The following is a 20,855-nucleotide window of genomic DNA, read 5'->3' on the forward strand; positions in this document are numbered from 1 at the left end:
CCCGCCGGGACGAACCCGGTGGGATCAAGGACTAGTTGTTCCGGTACTTGGGGGCCGGCGGCGCCGATATTCCGGGCAGCCCGCTCGCCAGCCACTTCCGGTACGACACCATCCAGGGGCTGGCGGCGCCACCCCTGCGGTAGTCGACCAGCACCTGGTTGACCCGGGCCACCAGGTCGTTCGCACCGTGCTTCGTGGCCACGCCGTAGTACTCGGTGGTGAACGGCTTGTCGCCCTTGAGGACGACGGCCGGGTCCTGGGCGGCCTGGCCCGCCGCCAGCGCGTTGTCGGTGACCACCGCGTCGACCTCGCCCATCTGCAGGCGGACCAGGCAGTCCAGCTGGTTGGGCACGGTGAGCTGGTCCTCGTCGGCGTCGGTGCCGTCGTGCCGGTCCTTGAACCTGGCGCCGAACGACTGCTTCTCCAGTGCCTCGTACGCGGTGGAATCCTCGGCGGTGCAGACCCGCTTGCCGGCCAGGGACTTGTCGTACCCCGTGATCGGCGAGTTCTTCGGCGCGAGGACCTGCTGACCGGCCTGGAAGTAGGCCGTGGAGAACGAGACCCGTTCCAGCCGTTTGCAGTTGATCGTCATCGTCCGGACGACGACGTCGACCTTGTCGTTCTCCAGCGCGGCGATGCGCTGGTTGGTGGGGATCGCCCGGAAGATCACCTTGTCGGGGTCGCCCAGGACGTCGCGTGCGATGGCCCGCACCAGGTCGATGTCGAACCCCTCGAGCTTCCCGGTGGCCGGATCGCGGTAGCCCCAGCGGAAACTGTTCTGGTCGACCCCGGCGATCAGCTTCCCGCGCTCCTTGATCTTCTCGATGCTCGGCCCGTCGGCGCCCGACGGCGGCAGGCTCGCCTCCGGATCGGTGCAGTCGTCGGCGCTGGCCGGCACCGCAGTGGCCGCACCCGGCCCGGCGAACCCGATGCCGAAGGGCCCGGAGCCGCCGTGCGAGAGCGGCAGCAGGGTGAGGGACGCCGTCACCGCGCAGGCCACGGCCATCCCCGTCACCCCGCCCCAGCCGCGCAGTCCTCCCCGGGTGGAACCGGTCCTGGTCATCGTTCCCCCTCTCACCGGTACTCCGACAGTCTGCGGTTGATCCCGACGATCGCTGCGACCGCCGCCAGCACGGCAAGAGCGGCCGCCCCGACCGGCAGCCCGCCCAGCGCCCCGCGTCCGTCCCTCGCGGCCCGGGTGAACTCGCCCTGCTCATGGGCGAGCGCCTTCTCCAGCGCCCCGTCCACCCGGCCGAAGGATTCCCCCGTGGAGTCCTTCGCCCCGATGATCTGCTTCAGAGCGCTGTCGTAGTCGCCGTTGTCGTCGGTGCTGCGGGCGGTGCGGTGGCGGTTCTGCCACTCGGAGACACCGCTGACGGCCTGCGCCACCGGCCCGCTTCCCTGGGCGTCGTCGGCGAGCTTCCCGGCCGTCGACAGCTCGCCGCCGAGCGCCTTCATGCCCGTGCTGTAGTCGGTTTCGTACTTGTCGTTCTTGCCGTCCGCGGTGAGCACCGCACCGCGGGCGACCACGGTCAGGAGCTCATTGGCCCGTGCCTTCAGCGAGTTGATCCTCGCCTGGTTGAGCACATCGAGGGACTGCTGGCCGTGCACGTCGGCGTCCCGCAGCTCGGCACGCGCCACCGTGTGCCCCACCGCCAGCCACAGCAGCAGCACGGTGGACGCCGCGGTCGCGGCGAGCAGCCCGTGGTTGAAGACCCGGTTCGTCCTTCGGTAGTTGCGCCGCTGCGCCCAGAACAGCGCACCCAGCGTCACCACACCGAGCCCCAGCGAGAGGAACGGCCACGCTCGCGCGGAGTCGTCGTCCTGGTCGAGCCGGCCGGTCTCCGCCGTGTACAACCGCTCGGCGGCCGGCAGCAGCTCGGCGGACATCTTCTGGTTCGCGTACCGGAGATAGGCGCCGCCCAGCGGCAGGCCCTGGCGGTTGTTGGCGCGGGCCCGCTCGATCAGGCCGGTGTACCGGGGGAGTTCCTGGTTGAGCTTGGTGATCTCCTGGCCCGACGGCGACGAGGCGTCCGTGGTGGACGCCGCCTTCACCAGCAGCCGGGACGCGTCCTGGATGTCCTTCTCGTACCGTTCGTGGACCTCGCGGGGCTCCTGCGGCCCTGCGAGGAATCCGCTGGCCGCCGCGGTGTCGGCATCGGCCAGGGAGCGGTAGATGTTCGCCGCCTCGGCGCTCAGCGGCTGGCTGCGGCTCACCACCTCGTCGGCGGCCGCCGCCCGGTCGGAGATCTCGAACGCCGTCACGGCCCCGAAAGCGAGGACGAGCGCCGCCAGCGCGGCCCCGATGATCTGGAGCCTGCCGGGTTCGGTCGTTGCCGCGGCCCGCAGCCGCGCCGTCGATTCGGACCAGGCACTGCGACGCGGCGCGGGTACGGAGACGGGCGCGGACGGCTGGGCCGGTGCGTGCTCCGGCGCCGTGCGCACATTCGGCGGGTATGTCACGTGACCTCCCCCTCGGTCGCTGACGGTGGCCCGGCCCCCGGCCGATCGGGGGACTGGTACCCGGCCAGAAGTATGGCCGCAGGGACGGACATCCACACCAGGAACGCCTGGATCCTGCACCGGTCCACGGACGCACCGGGCATGCGACTGCCCCCCATGCATTCGATCAAGGCCGGAGCCGTCGATCAAGGCGATCGGCGGCCCGGTCCCCGAACCGGACCGATCTCCCCATCCATGAACACGTCCGGGACAAGTGATCGGTTCCCGTACGCAAGGGGCGGCCCGCAACACCGGCGGAACGCCCCCGCGTTGCCGGCACGTCAGCTGTACTGTGCGCGCAGCCTGTCGTGCACCTCGGGCGCCGCCCCGGTGCGGTCCAGGCCCAGCAGCCCGGCGCCCAGCACCGGCGGCTGCGTCACCACCCGGATCACCGCCTTCGGGGCGCGCTCCGCGAGGAGCGCGGCGACGGCGTCGTCCAGCTGCGGATGACGGGCCGCCAGCACACTGCCGCCCAGCACCACCGGCGCCTCCTCGTCCAGCAGCCCGAGTCGGCCCAGCGCGACCGATGCCATCGCGACGACCTCTTCCGCGAGCCGGTGCACCAGAGCCTGCGCCACCGGGTCCCCGGCCGCACCGGTCGCGAACAGTACGGGCGTCAGCTCGTGCCGGCGCTCGAAGTCGATCTGCCCCCGGTGCAACGCCTCGATCAGCGCGTACATCGAGTCGAGCCCGAAGTGGGCGGGGAGCGTGCGGGCCAGTTCCGTCGGCTCACCGCGCCCGTCCTCGGCCCGCGAGGCGAACCACAGGGCCTCCTCGGCGAGCCCCGAACCGCCGCCCCAGTCACCGGAGATCCGGCCGATGGCGGGGAAGCGCGCGGTCCGCCCGTCCGGCACCATGCCGACACAGTTGATCCCCGCGCCGCAGACGACGGCCACGCCCCGGGGTTCGTCCACGCCCGCCCGCAGGATCGCGAAGGTGTCGTTGCGGACCTCGACGGTGCCGCCCCAGCCGCGTGCCCGTAGTGCCTCGGCCAACTCCCTTTCCTCGACCGGCAGATCGGCGTTGGCGAGACAGGCCGACACATGGCCGACGGTGTCCACCGCGGTGCCGAGCCCCCGCGCCCTTGCCAGTGCCTCGTCGAGCGCCGCGCCGAGGACGTCCACCGCCGCCCCGATGGAGACGGCCGCCGGCTGGAAGCCGCCCCCGCGGGCCGTGCTCAGCACCGTTCCGTCCGGTCCGATCAGTGCGACGTCGGTCTTGCTGTTCCCCGCGTCGATGGCGAGGACGGCGGCGTTCACGCCCACGCGAGGTGCTCCCGGTTGTGTGCGATCAGTTTGTCGGTGAGCGCCTCGGCGTACTCGAACTGGCCGATCAGGGGGTGGGCGAGGAGTGCCTTGAAGACCCGGTCCCGGCCGCCGCGCAGGGCGGCTTCCAGGGCGAGGTCCTCGTACGCCGTCACATGGGAGATCAGACCGGCGTACAGCGGGTCCAGTTCGGGTACGGCCAGTGGTGCGGCGCCGGTGCCGTCGACGCGGGCCTGTACCTCGATCACCGCGTCGTCGGGCAGGAACGGCAGCGTCCCCCTGTTGTAGGTGTTGACCACCTGGACGGGGGAGCCGCCGGATCCCAGCAGTGAGGACGCCAGGTCCACGGCCGCCTCCGAGTAGAAGGCGCCGCCGCGCTTGGCGAGCAGCGCGGGCTTCTCGTCGAGTGCGGGATCGCCGTACAGGGCGAGGAGTTCCTTCTCCATCGCGGCGACCTCGGCCGCCCGCGACGGCTTGGTGCCGAGCTCGCGGACGACCTCGTCGTGCGCGTAGAAGTACCGCAGGTAATAGGAGGGGACGACGCCGAGCCGGTCGACGATCGCCCGGGGCATGTGCAGATCGTCGGCGATCGCGTCGCCGTGCTCGGCCAGCAGCTTCGGCAGCACGTTCTCGCCGTCCGGCCCGCCGAGCCGGACCCCGAGCTCCCACGTCAGGTGGTTGAGCCCGACATGGTCGAGGTGCACCTCGCCCGGCGTGACGTCGAGCAGCGCGGCGAACTTGCGCTGGAATCCGATGGCCACGTTGCACAGGCCGACGGCCTTGTGCCCGGCCTGGAGCAGCGCCCGGGTCACGATGCCGACCGGGTTGGTGAAGTCGATGATCCACGCGTCGGGGTTGGTGCGGCGGACCCGTTCGGCGATGTCGAGGACGACCGGGACGGTGCGCAGTGCCTTGGCCAGGCCGCCGGCTCCGGTGGTCTCCTGGCCGATGCAGCCGCACTCCAGTGGCCAGGTCTCGTCCTGGTTGCGGGCGGCCTGGCCGCCGACGCGCAGCTGGAGAAGGACGGCGTCGGCGCCGGCGACACCCGCGTCGATGTCCGAGGTGGTGACGATGCGGCCGGGGTGGCCCTGCTTGGCGAAGATCCGGCGGGCGAGGCCGCCGACGAGGTCGAGGCGGTCGGCGGCCGGGTCGACGAGCACGAGCTCCTCGACGGGCAGCGTGTCCCGCAGCCGGGCGAACCCGTCGATCAGTTCGGGTGTGTAGGTGGACCCGCCACCCACTACTGCGAGCTTCATGTCAGCCCTTCACTCCGGTCAGTGTGACGCCCTCGACGAACGCCTTCTGGGCGAAGAAGAAGACGAGGATCACGGGGGCCATGACCAGTACGGTCGCGGCCATGGTCAGGTTCCAGTCGGTGTGGTGTGCGCCCTTGAAGGACTCCAGGCCGTAACTGAGCGTCCAGGCGGCCGGGTTCTCGGAGGCGTAGATCTGCGGCCCGAAGTAGTCGTTCCAGGCGTAGAAGAACTGGAACAGCGCGACGGCGGCGATGCCGGGCCGGGCCATCGGCAGCACGACCTTCAGCAGGGTGCGCAGCTCGCCGCAGCCGTCGACCTTCGCCGCGTCGAGGTACTCGTCCGGGATGGTCAGCAGGAACTGCCGCAGCAGGAAGATCGAGAACGCGTCACCGAAGGCCATCGGGATGATCAGCGGCCAGAGCGTGCCGGACAGGTCCAGCTGCTTCGCCCAGAACAGATACATCGGGATGACGACGACCTGCGGCGGCAGCATCATCATCGAGATGACGAGCAGCAGCGACAGCCGTCGGCCGCGGAAACGGAACTTGGCGAGCGCGTACGCCACGGGCAGCGACGACACGACGGTGAGGACCGTGCCGAGCCCCGCGTACAGCAGGGTGTTCCTCCACCAGGTCAGGAAGCCCGGGGTGTCGAACACCCTGCGGTAGTTGCTCCACTCGAAGGGGTGCGGCCACAGATCCCGGGTCAGCGCCTGCTGGTCGCTCATCAACGAGGTGAGGAACAGGAAGACGAACGGCAGCACGAAGAAGAGCGCGGCCGCGATGCCGAGCGTGTGCACGGCGATCCAGTCCAGCAACGCCTTGCGGCGGGCGGTCCGCTCGGCCGGGGTGACCTGCCGTCCGGCCGACGGGTCGGCGGCCTTGAGGGTGTCGAGAGCCTGCGCCACGTCACTCACCTGCCTGGATCAGCCCGCTGCGGCGCCGCATCAGCAGTGCGGTGAACGCCATCGCGAGGACGAAGAGAACGAGCGCGACCACACAGGCGGAGCCGTAGTCGAATCGCTGGAAGCCGAGGTTGTAGACGAGTTGCGGAAGCGTCAGTGTCGACTTGTCGGGATAGCCCGGTTCGAACTGCTGCCCGGAGCCGCCCATCACGCCCGAGGCGACCTTCCCCGCCACGAGGGGCTGTGTGTAGTACTGCATCGTCTGGATGATCCCGGTGACCACGGCGAACATGATGATCGGCGAGATGTTCGGCAGCGTGACGAAGCGGAACCGCTGGAACACGCTCGCCCCGTCCAGCTCCGCCGCCTCGTACTGCTCCTTCGGTACGTCGAGCAGCGCGGCCATGAAGATCACCATCAGGTCGCCCACCCCCCACACCGCGAGCGCGGTCAGGGCCGGCTTGGACCAGGTGGCGTCGGTGAACCAGCCCGGTGTGGGCAGCCCCAGATCGCCGAGGATCGAATTGACCGGCCCCGTACCCGGGTTGAGCAGAAAGACGAAGCCGAGCGTGGCCGCGACCGGTGGGGCGAGATAGGGCAGGTAGAACAGGGTGCGGAAGACTCCGGCACCCGTCTTGATCCTGGTGATCAGCAGGCCGACGCCGAGACCGAAGACGACCCGGCAGCTCACCATCACCACGACCAGCCACAGCGTGTTCCGCAGGGCGGGCCAGAACAGCGGATAGTCGTGGAAGACGTACGACCAGTTCTTCAGCCCGTTGAACTCCGGTGCCGCGAAACCGTCGTAGTGGGTGAAGGAGAAATAGAGCGTGGAGATCAGCGGATAGGCGAAGAAGACGCAGAACCCGATCAGCCACGGCGACATGAAGGCGGCCGTCCGCAGGGCCGACCGGCGGCGCTTCGAGCGGAGTGTGTACGTGCTCATCGCGGTGCTACTTCGCCTGCGCGATCGCCGCGTCGATTTCCTGGGCGGTCTTCTCCAGGCCCGCCTTGACGTCCGTCTGCGTGCCCTTCTCGATGTCGAATCCGAGGTTCTGCAGGGACACCAGGTACGCGCCCCCGTTCACGGACGGCGGGGTGGTGGTGCTCTCCGGGTTCGCGGCGATGTCCAGGAAGGTCTTGAAGCGCGGGTCGTACTTCAGCTTCGGCGACTTCAGCGCCGCCAGCGTGGACGGCACGTTGTGAATGGCATTGGCGAAGTCGACCACCGCGTCGGTGTCGGTCGTCATGAACTTCACCAGCTCCCACGCCGCGTTCTGCTTGGTGGAGGTGGACGCGATACCGGCGATGGTGCCGGTGAGATAGCCCTTGCCGTACGTGTCGGCCTCGTCGTCGGCGACGGGCATCGGGGCGACGCCGATCTCGAAGTCCGGCTTGGCGTCCTCGGCCATGCCGAGCCGCCACTCGCCGTCCAGCTGCATGGCCACCTGACCGGTGTGGAACGGGTGCTTGGCGCCCCACTCGTCACCGAACGAGGTGCGGTACTTCTCCAGCTTCGCGTAACCGCCCAGCTCGTCGACCAGCTTCTTCTGCGTGGTGAGCATGGACGCGAAGGCCGGGTCCTTGGCGATGTTCGACTTGCCGTCGGCGTCGAAGTACGTCGGGTTCCAGCCGCCGAGGTAGTGCTCGGTCGTCGACTCGTAGCCGTGGTAGTTCGGCATGAAGCCGAGCTGCTCGTACGAGTCGCCCTTGGTCTTCGTCAGCTTCTTGGCGTCCGCGGCAAATTCCGACCAGGTCTTCGGCGGGGAGGCGATGCCGGCGGCCTTGAACGCGTCCTTGTCGTAGTACAGCCCGTACGCGTCACCGAGCAGTGGCACCGTGCACCGCACCCCGTTGTACTGGGTGTACTCGTTCATCGCCTTCGGGAAGGTCTTGTCCGGGTCGATCCCGTCCTTCTTGAGGAAGGGGTTCAGATCGACGAAGGCCTTCGACGAGCAGAACTTGCCGACATTGTTCGTGGTGAACGAGGAGACCACGTCGGGAGCCTTGGAACCGCCCGCCCGCAGCGCCTGGTTGATCTTGTCGTCGGTCATGTTGCCGACGACCTTCACATGGATGTTGGGGTGCGCCTTCTCGAAGGCGGCGATGGTCGCCTCGATTCCCTTGACCTCCGTCGGAGCGCTCCAGCCGTGCCAGAAGGTGAGGGTCGTCTCCTTGGACGCGTCGTCACTGGCGCCGTTGCTGCTCTGACCGGTACAGGCAGAGGCGAAGAGGGATATCGCGGCGGTCGCGGCGAGCGCGGCGGCCGACTTCCGGCGGTTTCCGGACATGGCGGTGTCTCCCGATGAAGGTTGGGACGGGACAGGGTCGGCTGTGCGAAGGGAGGGACGGCAGAGGTCAGCGTGAGGTGTCGAAGACTTCGTCGCGGGTCGAGACGAGGGCGCTCTCCAACGCCCCGCGCAGTACGGGCCGGTGAGTCACTTCGCCGATGATCAGCCGCGGCCTGGAAGCCGCCAGCTCGGCGAGCTCCGCCTGTACCCGCGCGCGCAGCGGTTCACCGCCGCCGGAGATCAACTCGCCGGACAGGACGACGAGTTCGGGGTCGAGCACGGCGACCAGGGAGGCCAGGCCGGTCGCGAGCCCGGTGGCGTACAGATCGAGGAGCCGGGCGTACGGGCCGTCCTCGCCCCGCTCCGTGGCCTCGGCGGCCCGGCCGATCAGAGCGGCGGCGACCTCGTGGTGGGTGCCGGTGGCGCGGCTCAGTCCGTCCTCGATGCCGAGCTGCCTGGCCAGCCGGGACAGCACCTGCGCGCCCGCCAGTTCCTGGAAGCCGCCCGCGTTCGCCTTGGTGACCTGGCGGACCAGCGGGGCGCCGGGCACCGGCAGGAAGCCGACCTCACCGGCGCCGCCGGTGAAGCCGCGGTGCAGGCGTCCGTTGATGACGAGGGCGGCGCCGAGGCCCTCCTCGTTCCACAGCAGGACGAAGTCGTCGTGGCCACGGGCCGCACCGAGCCGCTGCTCGGCCACGGCGACGAGGTTCACGTCGTTCTCGTACTCGACGGGCATCGGCAGGATCGCGGCCAGCTCGTCCAGGAGTGTGGGGGAGTGCCAGCCGGGCAGATGGGAGGCGTACCGCAGGCGCCCGGTACCGGGGTCGAAGGCACCAGGGGTGCCGATGACCACGCGGTGCACCTCGGCGCGGGTGAGCCCGGCGGCCTTGACCGCGCCGTCCAGTGCCTCGGTCACCTGCCGCACCACGCTGTCGGCGCGCCGCCCGGGGGTGTGCCGCCCGGTGCGCAGTTCGAACTCGCCGACCGTTTCGCCGGTCACATCGGCGACCGCGGCGACGATCCGCTGGGCGTTCACATCGAGCCCGGCGACGTGGGCGGCCCGGGCGTTCACCGCGTACAGCTGGGCGTTGGGTCCCGGCCGTCCCGCGACGGTGCCGGTGGCGACGACCAGACCGGCCGCCTCCAGCCGGGCCAGCAACTGGGAGGCGGTGGGCTTGGAGAGCCCCGTCAGCTTCCCGATCCTCGTCCGGGAGAGCGGCCCGTGCTCCAGCAGCAGATCGAGAGCGGCCCGGTCGTTCATGGCCCGCAGGACGCGGGGGGTACCCGGTGTTGTTCCGGCCATGAGCGCGAACCGTCCTCTGTTAGGAAAGTTTCCTGTTCGATGGGAGGACCGTAGGGCGCGGGTGGGCGGGCGTCAATGACCAGGGTTGCGGTGGCAACCAAAGCGTTATCTGGCGGCCGGGCGAGCCGCATGCACCCCGGCCGTCTCACACCGAAGGGCGTCCTGCCCGGCCCCTGAGGACCGAGCAGGACGCCCTTCGGACATGCGGTGCTACTTGTTCAGATTCGCCGGCGGGGTGATCGGCGTCGCGGCCAGCGACTGGGGGGACGTCGTCGACGCGTAGGCCGACGGGGCGGCCATCCCGGCCGTCGGGTCCGCAGCCGGCCCCTCGTCCGCCTGAGCCGGGACACCGCCGACCATCCGGATACCCGCCTCGTCGAAGGCCCGCTTGATCCGCCAGCGCAGCTCGCGCTCCACGCCCAGGGACTTGCCCGGCATCGTCTTGGCCGTCACCCGGACCGTCATCGAGTCGAGGAGCACGGAATCCAGGCCGAGGATCTCCACCGGACCCCACAGGCGCTCGTTCCACGGGTCCTCCTTGGCCATCATCGAGGCGGCCTCGGTGATCACCGTGCGTACCCGGTCGAGGTCCTCCGTGGGGCGCACCTGCACATCGACCCCGGCGGTCGACCAGCCCTGGCTGAGGTTGCCGATCCGCTTCACCTCGCCGTTGCGGACGTACCAGATCTCACCGTTGTCCCCGCGCAGCTTGGTGACCCGCAGCCCCACCTCGATGACCTCGCCGGAGGCGACGCCCGCGTCGATGGTGTCGCCGACGCCGTACTGGTCCTCCAGGATCATGAAGACACCGGAGAGGAAGTCGGTGACGAGGTTGCGCGCACCGAAGCCGAGCGCGACACCGGCGACACCGGCGGAGGCGAGCAGCGGGGCCAGATCGATCCGGAACGCGCCCAGGATCATCAGGCCGGCCGTACCGAGGATCAGGAACGAGGCGACCGAGCGGAGGACGGAACCGATGGCCTCGGAGCGCTGCCGGCGCCGTTCCGCATTGACCAGCAGCCCGCCGAGGGCGGTGCCCTCGACGGCCTGGGCGCTGCGGTTCATCCGCTCGATGAGCTTGGTGAGAGCACGGCGGATCGCGATGCGCAACACGATCGCGATCGCGGCGATGAGAAGGATGCGCAGGCCGGTGTTCAGCCAGGTGGACCAGTTCTCCTCCACCCAGCCCGCGGCATTGCCGGCCTGCTTGGCGGCTTCGTCCAGCGAGCCGCCGGGCTCGGGTGACGGGGCAGCGGCCAACAGGGCGGACAGGTACACGGCGGAACCTCCAAATGGGCGAGCGCTGACCAACCACACTAACGGGGTATCGGGCATGCACCGGTGCCGTGACGGAGGGGAGAGACGCCTCTCGCCCGGGGATAGACAAGGAGGAAGGGGCCGGAGCCGGGACCAGGGCGCCGGGCCGGGTGTGGCCGATCGCACACCGGGCCGGGTCCTGTGCGGCGGCGGCCCCGAAGCGCCTGATCCGGGGCTCTTCGGGTGGTGCGTTCGCAGCGGGCCGGAGAAAATCCTTTCGGCCCGTTACTCGCACGTGGTGGCGCTTTCATCAGGCAGGAGGAGAGACTGAGATCGGATCGTCCCGGCGCGAGCCACGCGCCGCCGGCGTACAAGGAGGCATCAACCGTGCCGCATGTCCTGGTTCTCAATGCGTCGTACGAGCCGCTCGGCGTCGTACCGCTCCGCCGCGCGCTCGTCCTCGTCCTCGAGAACAAGGCCATCTGCCTCGAGGAGTCCGGCGCCTTCATGCACAGTGCCACCCGTGTCGTCCCGGCACCAAGCGTCGTCCGCCTGAAGCGGTTCGTACGGGTCCCCTACCGGGGGCCCGTTCCACTCACCCGTCGCGCGCTCTTCGCCAGGGACGGCGGCCGGTGCATGTACTGCGGCGCCGCCGCGACCAGCGTCGACCATGTCATTCCGCGCAGCCGCGGCGGTCAGCACGCCTGGGACAACGTGGTGGCGGCCTGCCGCCGCTGCAACCACGTCAAGGCGGACCGCCATCTGCCGGAGCTCGGCTGGCGGCTGCACCAACAACCCGCCCCGCCTACCGGCCTGGCCTGGCGGATCATCGGAACGGGGCACCGCGACCCGCGCTGGCTGCCCTACCTGCAACCGTTCGGCGCGGACGACGCCATGGCCCGGATCGACGGCATCTCAGCCTGACGATCCGGGCTTTCGCGTATCCGGGGAGATGCGGTTTCGCGCAGCGCCGCGCGCTACGTGAACCGCAGCTCCGCGGGGTCCACCGCCCGCCGCAGCAGCGGCAGCGAGGCCGACGCGGCCAGCAGGCAGGCGGCGTACACCACCACGGGTACGAGCAGCGGGAGCATCGACGGGACGGCCTCGGGAGTCACCAGCAAGGAGTACGCGAGGTGCAGCGCCATGCCTCCGATGCCGGCGAGCAGGACCGCGGGGGCCAGCGGGAGCGCCGTCTCCAGGAGGAGGGTCCGGGCCAGAATCGTCCGCGGTACGCCGGCCGCGGTCTGGGCGGCGAGTCCCCTGCGGCGGGTGGCAACGGATTCGGCCGTGCCCACCGCGAGGCCGAAGAGGCTGATGGCGAGAGCCACCAGGACGGCGGTACCGGCGAGGTCGATCCCCGTGGTGTAGAAATCGAGGTCCTGCGCCGTGTAGCCGCTCCGCCGGTGCAACTCGTCGAGCAGCACCTGCCGTACGCCGACGAAACCCACCCCGACGACGGTCACCAGCAGCAGAGCCGCATGGGTGCGCGCGGCGGCCCACGGATCGTCCTTGAGCCGGCCGGCGGCGATCAGCACTGCGGGGCTCTTCGCGCGGAGCGTCAGCCGCCGGCCCATGGAGGAAGCCGTCGCTCCCGCCAGCCAGACCGCACCCGCTCCGGTGAGAAGCACCACGGCGAGCACCAAGAACGGGACGGTCACCTCGCCGGGACGGCTGTTGCGGTCGGCAAGGAGGAAGAGCGCCACGGCGATCAGCGCCGTCGGGACCAGGAGCGCGAGCAGCATCCGGTGCCGGCTGTCGGGACGGACCCGGCGCACCCAGCCGAGCGGCGAGGCTACCACCCGCCGCAGGGCGAGTGCGCTCACCAGCGCGCCCACGACCGGCACGGCGAGGACGACCAGTACGAAGGCCACCCATGCCGCCGGCGGGGGCATGTGACCGATGCCGGCGAGGACCGCGGCGACGACGGCCAGTGCCACGGTCGATCCCGCCAGGCACGCGAACCCGGACTCCAGCGCCGAGATACGCCGTACCTGAGCGGGCGACGCCCCCGCGAGCCGCAGCCCGGCCATCCGCCGGTCGCGGTGCACGGCGCCGATGCGGGCGCACTGACCGAGGAAGCCGAGCACGGGGACGAGCAGGAGCAGCAGCGTGACCACCACACCGGCGCGCTGGCCCGGCTGGTTCAGCAGGCCGTGCGCGTAGGGGATCGACACCTGCCCGGCAACGGCGGCGACCGTGATCGCCGCGAGGGCGAAGCCCGTGGCGAGCAGCGCGCCCACCGCCGTGAGCGAGATCCGCCACCACTCGCGGCGATGCGAACCGCGCGTCAGGATCCATGCGATGCGGGCGTCAGCCTTCATGGCGGGCGGCCTCCCCGACGGTGACCGGGGTGGCGCCGGCGTGGACGGCCCCGTCCCGCAGCCACACCTCGCGGTCCGCGTACGCGGCGACCTGCGCATCATGGGTGATCAGCAGCACCGCGGTGCCGGTCTCGCGGGTGGCGTGCACCAGGGCCGTCATCACCTGCTCCCCGGCGAGTGAGTCGAGCGCCCCGGTCGGCTCGTCCGCGAAGACCGCTTTGGGGCCGGTCACCAACGCGCGTGCCAGTGCCACGCGTTGGCTCTGGCCACCACTCAGCTCGCCGGGTCGCAGACCGGCGTGGCCGCGCACCCCGAAGCGTTCCAGCCATTCACCGGCCCGCGCCTGTGCAGCGGCGCGGGACGTCCCTGCGAGCAGCAGGGGCAGTGCCACGTTGTCGAGCACGGTGAGCTCGGGAATCAGCTGCCCGAACTGGAACACCACGCCGAAGTCGGTGCGCCGCAGTTCGCCGAGCCGGGCCTCGGAAAGCCGGTCCAGTCGCTCCTCTCCGTACGCGACGGAACCCTCGTCGGGGCGGACGATCCCCGCCAGGCAGTGCAGCAGCGTGGACTTCCCGCAGCCGCTGGCGCCGGTGACGGCGAGGATCTCACCTGCGTGGAGTTCGATCGAAGCGCCGCGCAACGCCTCCGACCTGCCGTAGGACTTCCGCAGCCCTGTGGCGGTCAGCAGGGGCGCTGCTCCCGGGGGGTGCTGCTCGGTAGGTGTGCTCATGCTGCGTTGACCTCCGCGGTCAGGGTGGCGAGCCGGCTCGCCGTCGTGGTCATCCACCGGACGTCGGCGTCGAGATGGGCGAGGGCGTAGTCGGCGGAGAGCACCGTACTGAGATCGGCGCCCGGTGTGGTCTTGAGTGCGGTGAGTTCGCGCATGCGCTCCATGTGGGCGGCACGCTGGGCCTGCAGATAGGTGGCCGCGCCGGTGGTGCGGTCGTTGTCGGCGGCGGCCGCGACGAGGATCGAGACCACGACCTTGGCGAAGATCTCGTTCGCCACGAAGGGGGCGGGCGGGGCGATCTCCTCGGCCCACCCGGCCAGTTCGCGCGATCCTTCGTCGGTGGAGCGGTACAGGGTGCGTTCGGGGCCACTGTCGGAATCGGTGCCTTCGACGGCGGCGAGTCCGTCACGCACCAGACGTTGCAGGGTCGTGTAGACCTGCCCGTAGGCGAGTGGCCGGGCTTGCGGGAAGCGTTCGTCGTACCGCCGTTTGAGGTCGTAGCCGTGGCTCGGACCTCCGGCGAGCAGTCCAAGAAGGACATGGCGGATGCTCATGCGGCCGACTATATACTCGGTACATGTACTGAGTGAATAGTTGGGTGGACGGCGATCGGAGATCATCTGCCGAGGGGGCCGCCGGCGGAGCGGCGATTGCCGGTGGGGTGGTCAACTGCCCCTGGTCCGCAGGGCTGCGTGCCCGCATGCGGCTATTGGGCGACGGCGTACGCCTCCACCGACCAGAGCGAGTAGCCGAACTCGGTGGCCCGGCCGTCACCCTGGATCCTGACGAAGCGGGTGCCCGGCGCGTCCATCCGCACGGACTCCAGGCCGCCCTTGCCGTCCCGGACGGTGGCCGCCGTACGCCAGTTGCGGCCGTCCGCGGAGACCTGGATGCGGTAGCGGGAGGCATACGCGTCCTGCCACCGCAGCACCACCTGTCCGATCCTGGCGGGCTCCGCCAGCTCCGTCTGCCACCAGGCGCCGTCCTCCGCCGGGGACGACCAGCGGGTGGCGGGATCGCCGTCCGAGGCGGCCGTGGCCGGGAAGTCCGGGGTCTCGTCGCCGGACGAGGAGGCGGTGGCCGTACGGGCCAGATCGGGGCCTGAGGTGCGCGGGTACGCCCGGACGGTGAGGGTGCTCTCCTCGCCGGCGAAGTGGAACGGCACCTCGTACTCGCCCGCCGGGGTGTCCGCCGGGACGGTGATCTCCACGGGGACGTCGGTACCGGTCCCGCGCGGCACCGTCGTCTGCTTGGGGACGGACACCTTGATGCCCTTGGGCGCCTTCGCGGTGAGTGCGCCCCGTACCTCGGCGGGGCGGCGGGCGGCGAGCCGTGCCTGGACCTGCTGCGGGCCGCCGCCGATCTCGGCATCGGTCTCACCGCGTACGAGATCGAGCCGGGCGGCGGGTTCGTCACCGAACCACGGCACGAGGGCGCGCACCCGGAGGGGTGCGGCGGTGGGGGCGGTTCCGGAGACGATCGGCGGCAGCATGCCCGTGCTCGCGCCCGGGGCCGCCGCCAGGGAGGCGGTGGGCCGGATCACCCGGATCGCATCGGCTCGCAGCCCCTTGACCGAGGTCTGGGTCCAGCCGGTCCCGGAGACCGGGCCGAGGCTGCGCCAGCCCTCGCCCGGCACATGCGCCTGCAGCGTCGCGTCCGCCTCGGCGCCGGGCACCGTCATCGCTGTCACGGCCTCCAGCGGGCGGGCCCGGTCAAGCCGGACCGTGTAGCTGCCCGGGGTCTCGGTCACCGTCCCGGTGTCCCGGTCCGCGCCGGTCCAGGCGTCGGCCTCCTTGCGCACCCGGTCCAGAAACGGGCCGAGGACGCCCTTGCCGACCGTCGCACCGCTCGCCCCGGTGGCCTTCCGCAGCGGCTCCAGGGCCAGCGACGCCTTCCACGCAGCCGCGCCGTCACCGCGCGCCTGGGCCTGCAGCAGATCGACGGCGAGCTCGCCCGCCCGGCCGTACCGGGCCAACTGCTCGGTCCACGGCCGCACTTCGTCGTCGAGCCGCCCGTCAGCCGGGCCCTTCAGCCGCTGCGGGGCCTGCCGCATCACGGTGAACGCGGCCCGCAGCTCCCGCGCCGCGTCGGTCTGCGCCGTGGCGTCCGGCGTCGTACGGGACTTCCAGAACGCGGCGAACAGCGGCTGCAGATAAGCCGACTCGTCGCCGCCCAGCACGGAGGCCGCACTGTTCCCGGCCAGCGCACGCAGCGCGTCCCGGGTGCCCGCGTCGTCGCCCGCGAGATCGTCGATCGCCGCCCGCCAGGACTCCTGCGGCCGGTAATCCTTCGGGTTCCAGGCGAAGTCGGCGGCGGTGAACAGCGGGATCCGGGACGCGGACGGCTGCTCCATCGCATTGGCGAGCAGTGCCGCCGAGCCGATCGCGACCGCCGGGTCCCGGCCCGTGTAGGGACCGAGGAAGATGCGGTCCTGGGCGTAGTCGTTCACCGGATAGTTGTCCATCGTGACCAGCGGATGGCGGAATGCGGCGCGTGCACCGGCCAGTTCCCGCCCGGTGATGGTCTTCGGTACGACCCCGACCCCGGTCCAGGCGATCTGCACCCGGTCGTCCAGCTCTCTGGCGAGCGCGGTCCGGTAGTCGGTGGCCCCGTCCTGGTAGAACTCCGTCGGCAGCACGGACAGCGGCTCCGAGCCGGGATGCCGCTCCGCGAGATGCCTGGCCACCTCGCTCGCGACCCGTGCCTGCGCCCTGGCCGCCGCCTCCGGGCCGCGGCCGAAGGTGCCGGCGTCGTCGTCGCAGTGCCATTCGCTGTAACTGACGTCCTGGAACTGGAGCTGGAAGACCCGTACGCCCAGCGCCCACATGGCGTCGATCTTCCGCGTCAGCGCCTTCAGATCGCTGTCGGAGGACATGCACATGGCCTGGCCGGGCGAGACCGCCCAGCCGAGCGTCACATGCCGGGTGCGGGCCCGCTCGGCCAGCGCCCGGAAGTCGGCGCGCCGGTCGGCAGGGTACGGATCGCGCCAACGGGCCTGCCGGTACGGGTCGTCGCCCGCCGCGTAGAGATACCTGTTCTGCTTCGTGCGGCCCATGAAGTCGATCTGGGCGAGCCGCTCCTCGCGGGTCCACGGCTGCCCGTAGAACCCCTCGGTCATTCCGCGGACGGCGGTGCCCGGCCAGTCCCGCACGCTGACCCCGGCGACGCTGCCGTTCCGGATCAGCTGACGCAGTGTCTGCACGGCGTGGTAGAGACCGTCGGTGCCGACACCGTCCAGGGCGACGGTGGAGCGGCCCCCGACCGTGCCGACGGCGATCCGGTAGCCCCCGGACGGCAGATCGGCGCGCTCGGGGACGCGCAGCGTACGCAGGGCGTCCTGCGCGCCGTCGCCGCCGAGGCGGATCACCGGCCCGCGGCCGGGCAGCGCCTCGTGCACGGTCCGCACGCCCGCATCGCGCAGCACCTGCCTGGCGGCCTCGACGGCGTACGGATCGGCGTCCGCACCGGCGGCGAGGGTCACCTCGGTGGGCAGCGATACGGCTGTCCCGGACGCGTCGATGGCCTGCGGCCGGGGCCACACGGTGGGCAGCGCGCCGTCGTCCGTGCGGTCGGGAGTGTCAGGTGTGGTGACGGCGGGGGAGCCGGGGGCCGACGGCACGGCGAAGGCGGCCGGGGTCCCGGTGGAGAGCAGTCCGCCCAGCACGGCGACGGCGACGGCCGTCGCGTGCTTTCCGCGCCTGAACGGCATGCCGTACTCCTTCGCTCCCGCCGATGGGCTCCGACCCCACCACCCGGGCGCAAGGGTGTCAATGCGTGTGGCTGATGCGCCGGATTCGCCCGATGCGGCGGGTGGGGCGGGGTTCCGGGGGCGGCCGGTGTGTCGCAGCAGAGATGACGCCGAATGGCCGAAAACGGCGGACAACTTGCGGGTAACTGGCCAGCGGGGAACGGAATGTGACTCGGAGCACGTTGAACTCGTTGTCGTAACGCCTACGTCTGCGGGCGCTCCCAGTGGGTAGGCCTGCTGTGTCCAGTTTCTCCACGGCCAGGAGGCCGCCATGCCCGCTGCTGCGCAGCTCCTGCTCTCCGCCCTGTCCCCGCAGGTGCCGGGCCCCGGGCCGTTGGCCGGTGAGCCCGCCTTCGCCGACGCCATACCCCTGACGAGCGAGCCGCCGCTCGCCGATGCCACACCTCTGACCAGTGAGCCGCCGCTCGCCGTCATCGCCCCACTGACCAGCGAGCCGACCGCCCCCGGCACCGCGGGGGGCACGGAGTCCCCAGGAGTCTGAATGGGCTTGTCCCGGCTCGCCGCACTGCACGGTGTCGCCACTTCCTATGCACCGTCCGCAGATGTCACGGTGTCCGTCCCCGACGGCACGGTCGTCGCCGTGCTCGCCGCGCTCGGCGTGGACGCCTCCACCCCTGCAGCGGTGGAGGAATCGCTCGCCGCCGCCGAGTCGGCGGCCGCATCCCGGCTGCTCCCGCCCACGCTGGTGGTGTGGACCGGGGAGCCGCTGCCGGCTGCCCTGATCGCGCTACGGCCCGGCACGACGCTGGAGATCGAACCCGAGGGGCCGGACGGTTCGCCGCTGCCGCCACGGATGCGGGTGCCGGGCGGACCGTCGGATCCAGCCGTTCCGGCGACGGCCGGTAAGGGCTCGGGGACCGGCTCCGGGGCCGCCCCGGCCGCCTCCCGCACGGTTTTCGGAACCGGCAGCACCGGTTCCGGCGGAACCGGAACCACGGGTCCCGTTTCCTCTGCCCCCGCCCCGGCCCCCTCCTGGTGGTCCGAACCCCCGCTCGGGGTGCACCGGTTGACCGTGCGTACCCAGGGCGGCCGATCCGCGACCACCACCCTGATCGTCGCCCCGTCCCGGGTGCCCCAGCCGCCGCAGCGCACCCACGGCTTCCTCGTCCAGCTCTACTCCCTGCTCTCCGGCCGCTCCTGGGGCATGGGCGATCTCGGAGACCTCGCCGACCTCGCCGCCTGGTCGGGACGGACCCTCGGTGCCGGATTCGTCCAGGTCAACCCGTTGCACGCGGCCGTACTGGGCGCACCCACCGACCCCTCCCCGTACCGCCCCTCCTCGCGGCGCTTCCCCGATCCCGTCCATCTGCACATCGAATCCATCCCGGAGTACGGGCACGTACCGGACCGGGCTGCCCTCGACGACCTGCGGCAGAGCGCCGAGGCGCTGAGCGACACCGTCCTCAACAAGGGCGCGCTGATCGACCGGGACGCCGTCTGGGAGCTCAAGCGCCAGGCCCTCGAACTCGTGGGGGAGGTCACGCTGACCCCCGGCCGCCGCGCCGCGTACTGCGACTTCCTCGCCGCCCAGGGGCAGGCGCTGGAGGACCACGCCCTGTGGTGCGCCCTCGCCGAGCTGCACGGTTCCGACTGGCACGCCTGGCCGCCCGCGCTGCGCGACCCCCGCTCCCCGCAGACCGCCCGCGCCCGCGCCGAACTGCTGGACAGGGTCGACTTCCACTCCCGGCTCGCCTGGCTGACCGACCAGCAGCTCGCCGCGGCCCAGAGCGCCGCACGGGACGCAGGAATGGCCGTCGGGATCGTCCACGACCTCGCCGTCGGCGTGCACCCCGGCGGCGCCGACGCCTGGGCCCAGCAGCACGCCTTCGCGCGCGGGATGTCGGTCGGCGCACCCCCGGACGCCTTCAACGCGCGCGGACAGGACTGGGGGCTGCCCCCGTGGCGCCCCGACGTCCTCGCCGCGTCCGGCTACGCCCCGTACCGCGGACTGCTGCGCGGCCTCCTCGCCCACGCGGGCGCGCTGCGCATCGACCACGTCATGGGCCTGTTCCGGCTCTGGTGGGTACCCGAGGGACGTCCGCCTACGGAGGGCACGTACGTCAGCCATGACGCCGAGGCGATGCTCGCCGTCCTCGTCCTCGAGGCGCACCGGGCCGGCGCGGTCGTCATAGGGGAGGACCTCGGCACGGTCGAACCGGGCGTACGGGAGGCGCTCGCCCGGCGCGGGGTGCTCGGCACCTCCGTGCTCTGGTTCGAGCGCGACTGGGCGGGCACCGGCCGCCCGCTGCCCCCGGAGCACTGGCGGGAGGGCTGCCTCGCCACGGCCACCACCCACGATCTGCCGTCCACCGCCGCCCGGCTGACCGGCGACCATGTGACACTCCGCCACCGCCTGGGCCTGCTCACCCGCACCCTGGAGCAGGAGCAGGCGGAGGACGCCACCGACACCGCCGGGTGGCTCTCGCTGCTCGCCCGGCTCGGTCTGCTGCCGGAGGGTGAAGGTGACGAGGAGGGTGCTGTCCGGGCCGTCCACCGCTTCCTGCTGCGCACCCCGGCCCGCATGGTCGGTGTCTGGCTCCCGGACGCCGTCGGTGACCGCCGTCCGCAGAATCTGCCGGGCACCTGGGACCAGTACCCCAACTGGCGGCTGCCCATCGCGGACGCGGAGGGCCGGCCGGTCACCCTGGAGGAACTTGCCGCCTCCGCCCGCCTGCACGGCCTGATGGAGGTCCTCGACCCCGGAAAGAGACGCCCGCGTCCCCGTACGGCACCCCCGGGCGCGCGCCGCTCCTAGGCGTTCGCTACGTTTGCACCGTGGACAAGAAGAACGCAATGCGCGCCGGCGCCGTGGCGGCCGGTACGACGCTGATGATGCTGCTCATGTCGTCCCCCGCGCTTGCGCTGACCCGTGACGACGGTGACGACCCGGGCACCGGCCTGAGCGTGATCGACACGATCGGGCTCTACGTGGTGGCACCCATCGCCCTGTTCGTGATCATCGCGGGCCTGGTCATGCTCCTGGACAAGTCCAAGAAGCAGGCCTGACCCTCCGGCTGCGCGGACTCGGGTCCGCGTGGCTCCACCGGCGCTTCATCAGGGCGCCCCGACGTGCGTGAACACGTCGGGGCGCCCTGCTTCGCGTTCCGGGGCCGGGCCGGTCGGCTCCATAACGGCGGCCAGTGTGCGGACATGACCGAGTGGGACATCAGGAAGCCGCGGATCCTGCGTGTGCTGAGCGAGCGCGGGACCGTGCCGGCGGCGTCCGGGGCGCGGGTGAGGTCGAATTCCGCGGCCCC

The 20,855-nt window shown here is 71.5% G+C and carries 17 protein-coding genes; 4 read left to right on the forward strand and 13 right to left on the reverse strand.

From position 1 onward, the window contains the following. Window positions 1-31 precede the first annotated feature (31 nt). The 9 genes from OG878_RS25980 to OG878_RS26020 all read right to left on the reverse strand — a co-directional run bounded on the left by OG878_RS25980 (window position 32) and on the right by OG878_RS26020 (window position 10,799). Window positions 32-1,063 carry a glutamate ABC transporter substrate-binding protein gene (locus OG878_RS25980; RefSeq protein ID WP_328889005.1) on the reverse strand — a complete coding sequence of 344 codons (1,032 nt, stop codon included), beginning with the start codon at window positions 1,061-1,063 and terminating at the stop codon, window positions 32-34. Between the two features lie 11 nt (window positions 1,064-1,074). Next, entirely contained in the window at window positions 1,075-2,463 is a 1,389-nt protein-coding gene (locus OG878_RS25985; RefSeq protein ID WP_328889006.1) for a hypothetical protein, read from the reverse strand. A gap of 320 nt (window positions 2,464-2,783) precedes the next feature. Further along, on the reverse strand, window positions 2,784-3,767 hold the full coding sequence (locus OG878_RS25990) for an N-acetylglucosamine kinase (RefSeq protein ID WP_328889007.1): 984 nt from the start codon (window positions 3,765-3,767) through the stop codon (window positions 2,784-2,786). Then, window positions 3,758-5,023 (reverse strand): 6-phospho-beta-glucosidase, encoded by a 1,266-nt coding sequence (locus OG878_RS25995; protein WP_328889008.1) that lies wholly within the window; start codon window positions 5,021-5,023, stop codon window positions 3,758-3,760. Before OG878_RS25995 ends, OG878_RS25990 begins: the two co-directional genes overlap by 10 nt. 1 nt (window position 5,024) lies before the next feature. Further along, entirely contained in the window at window positions 5,025-5,930 is a 906-nt protein-coding gene (locus OG878_RS26000; RefSeq protein ID WP_328889009.1) for a carbohydrate ABC transporter permease, read from the reverse strand. Window position 5,931: 1 nt separating this feature from the next. Beyond that, window positions 5,932-6,873: a carbohydrate ABC transporter permease gene (locus tag OG878_RS26005; RefSeq protein ID WP_328889010.1), complete on the reverse strand. Its 942-nt coding sequence runs from the start codon at window positions 6,871-6,873 to the stop codon at window positions 5,932-5,934. A gap of 7 nt (window positions 6,874-6,880) precedes the next feature. Then, window positions 6,881-8,218 (reverse strand): ABC transporter substrate-binding protein, encoded by a 1,338-nt coding sequence (locus tag OG878_RS26010; protein ID WP_328889011.1) that lies wholly within the window; start codon window positions 8,216-8,218, stop codon window positions 6,881-6,883. A 67-nt stretch (window positions 8,219-8,285) separates the two neighbouring features. After that, window positions 8,286-9,521 (reverse strand): ROK family transcriptional regulator, encoded by a 1,236-nt coding sequence (locus OG878_RS26015; RefSeq protein ID WP_328889012.1) that lies wholly within the window; start codon window positions 9,519-9,521, stop codon window positions 8,286-8,288. Window positions 9,522-9,731: 210 nt separating this feature from the next. Further along, window positions 9,732-10,799 carry a mechanosensitive ion channel family protein gene (locus OG878_RS26020; RefSeq protein WP_328889013.1) on the reverse strand — a complete coding sequence of 356 codons (1,068 nt, stop codon included), beginning with the start codon at window positions 10,797-10,799 and terminating at the stop codon, window positions 9,732-9,734. Between the two features lie 366 nt (window positions 10,800-11,165). Here OG878_RS26020 and OG878_RS26025 point away from each other — a divergent pair, with 366 nt between their 5' ends. Next, entirely contained in the window at window positions 11,166-11,702 is a 537-nt protein-coding gene (locus OG878_RS26025; RefSeq protein ID WP_328889014.1) for an HNH endonuclease, read from the forward strand. A 53-nt stretch (window positions 11,703-11,755) separates the two neighbouring features. Here the strand turns inward: OG878_RS26025 and OG878_RS26030 are convergent, their stop codons facing one another. The 4 genes from OG878_RS26030 to OG878_RS26045 all read right to left on the reverse strand — a co-directional run bounded on the left by OG878_RS26030 (window position 11,756) and on the right by OG878_RS26045 (window position 17,538). After that, window positions 11,756-13,099 (reverse strand): FtsX-like permease family protein, encoded by a 1,344-nt coding sequence (locus OG878_RS26030; RefSeq protein ID WP_328889015.1) that lies wholly within the window; start codon window positions 13,097-13,099, stop codon window positions 11,756-11,758. Then, entirely contained in the window at window positions 13,089-13,829 is a 741-nt protein-coding gene (locus OG878_RS26035) for an ABC transporter ATP-binding protein (protein ID WP_328889016.1), read from the reverse strand. Before OG878_RS26035 ends, OG878_RS26030 begins: the two co-directional genes overlap by 11 nt. After that, window positions 13,826-14,383, reverse strand: coding sequence for a PadR family transcriptional regulator (locus tag OG878_RS26040; protein ID WP_328889017.1), 558 nt, complete (start codon window positions 14,381-14,383; stop codon window positions 13,826-13,828). The genes OG878_RS26035 and OG878_RS26040 overlap by 4 nt, the downstream gene beginning before the upstream one ends. Before the next feature lie 152 nt (window positions 14,384-14,535). After that, window positions 14,536-17,538 (reverse strand): beta-N-acetylglucosaminidase domain-containing protein, encoded by a 3,003-nt coding sequence (locus OG878_RS26045; RefSeq protein ID WP_328889018.1) that lies wholly within the window; start codon window positions 17,536-17,538, stop codon window positions 14,536-14,538. A gap of 310 nt (window positions 17,539-17,848) precedes the next feature. Here OG878_RS26045 and OG878_RS26050 point away from each other — a divergent pair, with 310 nt between their 5' ends. The 3 genes from OG878_RS26050 to OG878_RS26060 are packed head-to-tail and all read left to right on the forward strand — an operon-like array spanning window position 17,849 to window position 20,604. Then, window positions 17,849-18,079 carry a hypothetical protein gene (locus tag OG878_RS26050; protein WP_328889019.1) on the forward strand — a complete coding sequence of 77 codons (231 nt, stop codon included), beginning with the start codon at window positions 17,849-17,851 and terminating at the stop codon, window positions 18,077-18,079. Further along, complete coding sequence (malQ, locus tag OG878_RS26055; protein ID WP_328889020.1) at window positions 18,080-20,353, forward strand: 4-alpha-glucanotransferase; 2,274 nt, start codon at window positions 18,080-18,082, stop codon at window positions 20,351-20,353. A gap of 20 nt (window positions 20,354-20,373) precedes the next feature. After that, a complete protein-coding gene (locus OG878_RS26060) occupies window positions 20,374-20,604 on the forward strand; it encodes a hypothetical protein (protein ID WP_328889021.1) in 231 nt (76 codons plus the stop codon). Window positions 20,605-20,855: the final 251 nt, after the last annotated feature.

The organism is Streptomyces sp. NBC_00316, assembly GCF_036158715.1.
GTDB lineage: Bacteria > Actinomycetota > Actinomycetes > Streptomycetales > Streptomycetaceae > Streptomyces.

Excerpts from the sequence above, each read along its gene's own strand:
- OG878_RS25980 (WP_328889005.1), bottom strand. The coding sequence starts at position 1,063 with ATGACCAGGACCGGTTCCACCCGGGGAGGACTGCGCGGCTGGGGCGGG.
- OG878_RS25995 (WP_328889008.1), bottom strand. The coding sequence starts at position 5,023 with ATGAAGCTCGCAGTAGTGGGTGGCGGGTCCACCTACACACCCGAACTG.
- OG878_RS26005 (WP_328889010.1), bottom strand. The coding sequence starts at position 6,873 with ATGAGCACGTACACACTCCGCTCGAAGCGCCGCCGGTCGGCCCTGCGG.
- OG878_RS26010 (WP_328889011.1), bottom strand. The coding sequence starts at position 8,218 with ATGTCCGGAAACCGCCGGAAGTCGGCCGCCGCGCTCGCCGCGACCGCC.
- OG878_RS26015 (WP_328889012.1), bottom strand. The coding sequence starts at position 9,521 with ATGGCCGGAACAACACCGGGTACCCCCCGCGTCCTGCGGGCCATGAAC.
- OG878_RS26030 (WP_328889015.1), bottom strand. The coding sequence starts at position 13,099 with ATGAAGGCTGACGCCCGCATCGCATGGATCCTGACGCGCGGTTCGCAT.
- OG878_RS26035 (WP_328889016.1), bottom strand. The coding sequence starts at position 13,829 with ATGAGCACACCTACCGAGCAGCACCCCCCGGGAGCAGCGCCCCTGCTG.
- OG878_RS26040 (WP_328889017.1), bottom strand. The coding sequence starts at position 14,383 with ATGAGCATCCGCCATGTCCTTCTTGGACTGCTCGCCGGAGGTCCGAGC.
- OG878_RS26045 (WP_328889018.1), bottom strand. The coding sequence starts at position 17,538 with ATGCCGTTCAGGCGCGGAAAGCACGCGACGGCCGTCGCCGTCGCCGTG.
- OG878_RS26050 (WP_328889019.1), top strand. The coding sequence starts at position 17,849 with ATGCCCGCTGCTGCGCAGCTCCTGCTCTCCGCCCTGTCCCCGCAGGTG.
- malQ (WP_328889020.1), top strand. The coding sequence starts at position 18,080 with ATGGGCTTGTCCCGGCTCGCCGCACTGCACGGTGTCGCCACTTCCTAT.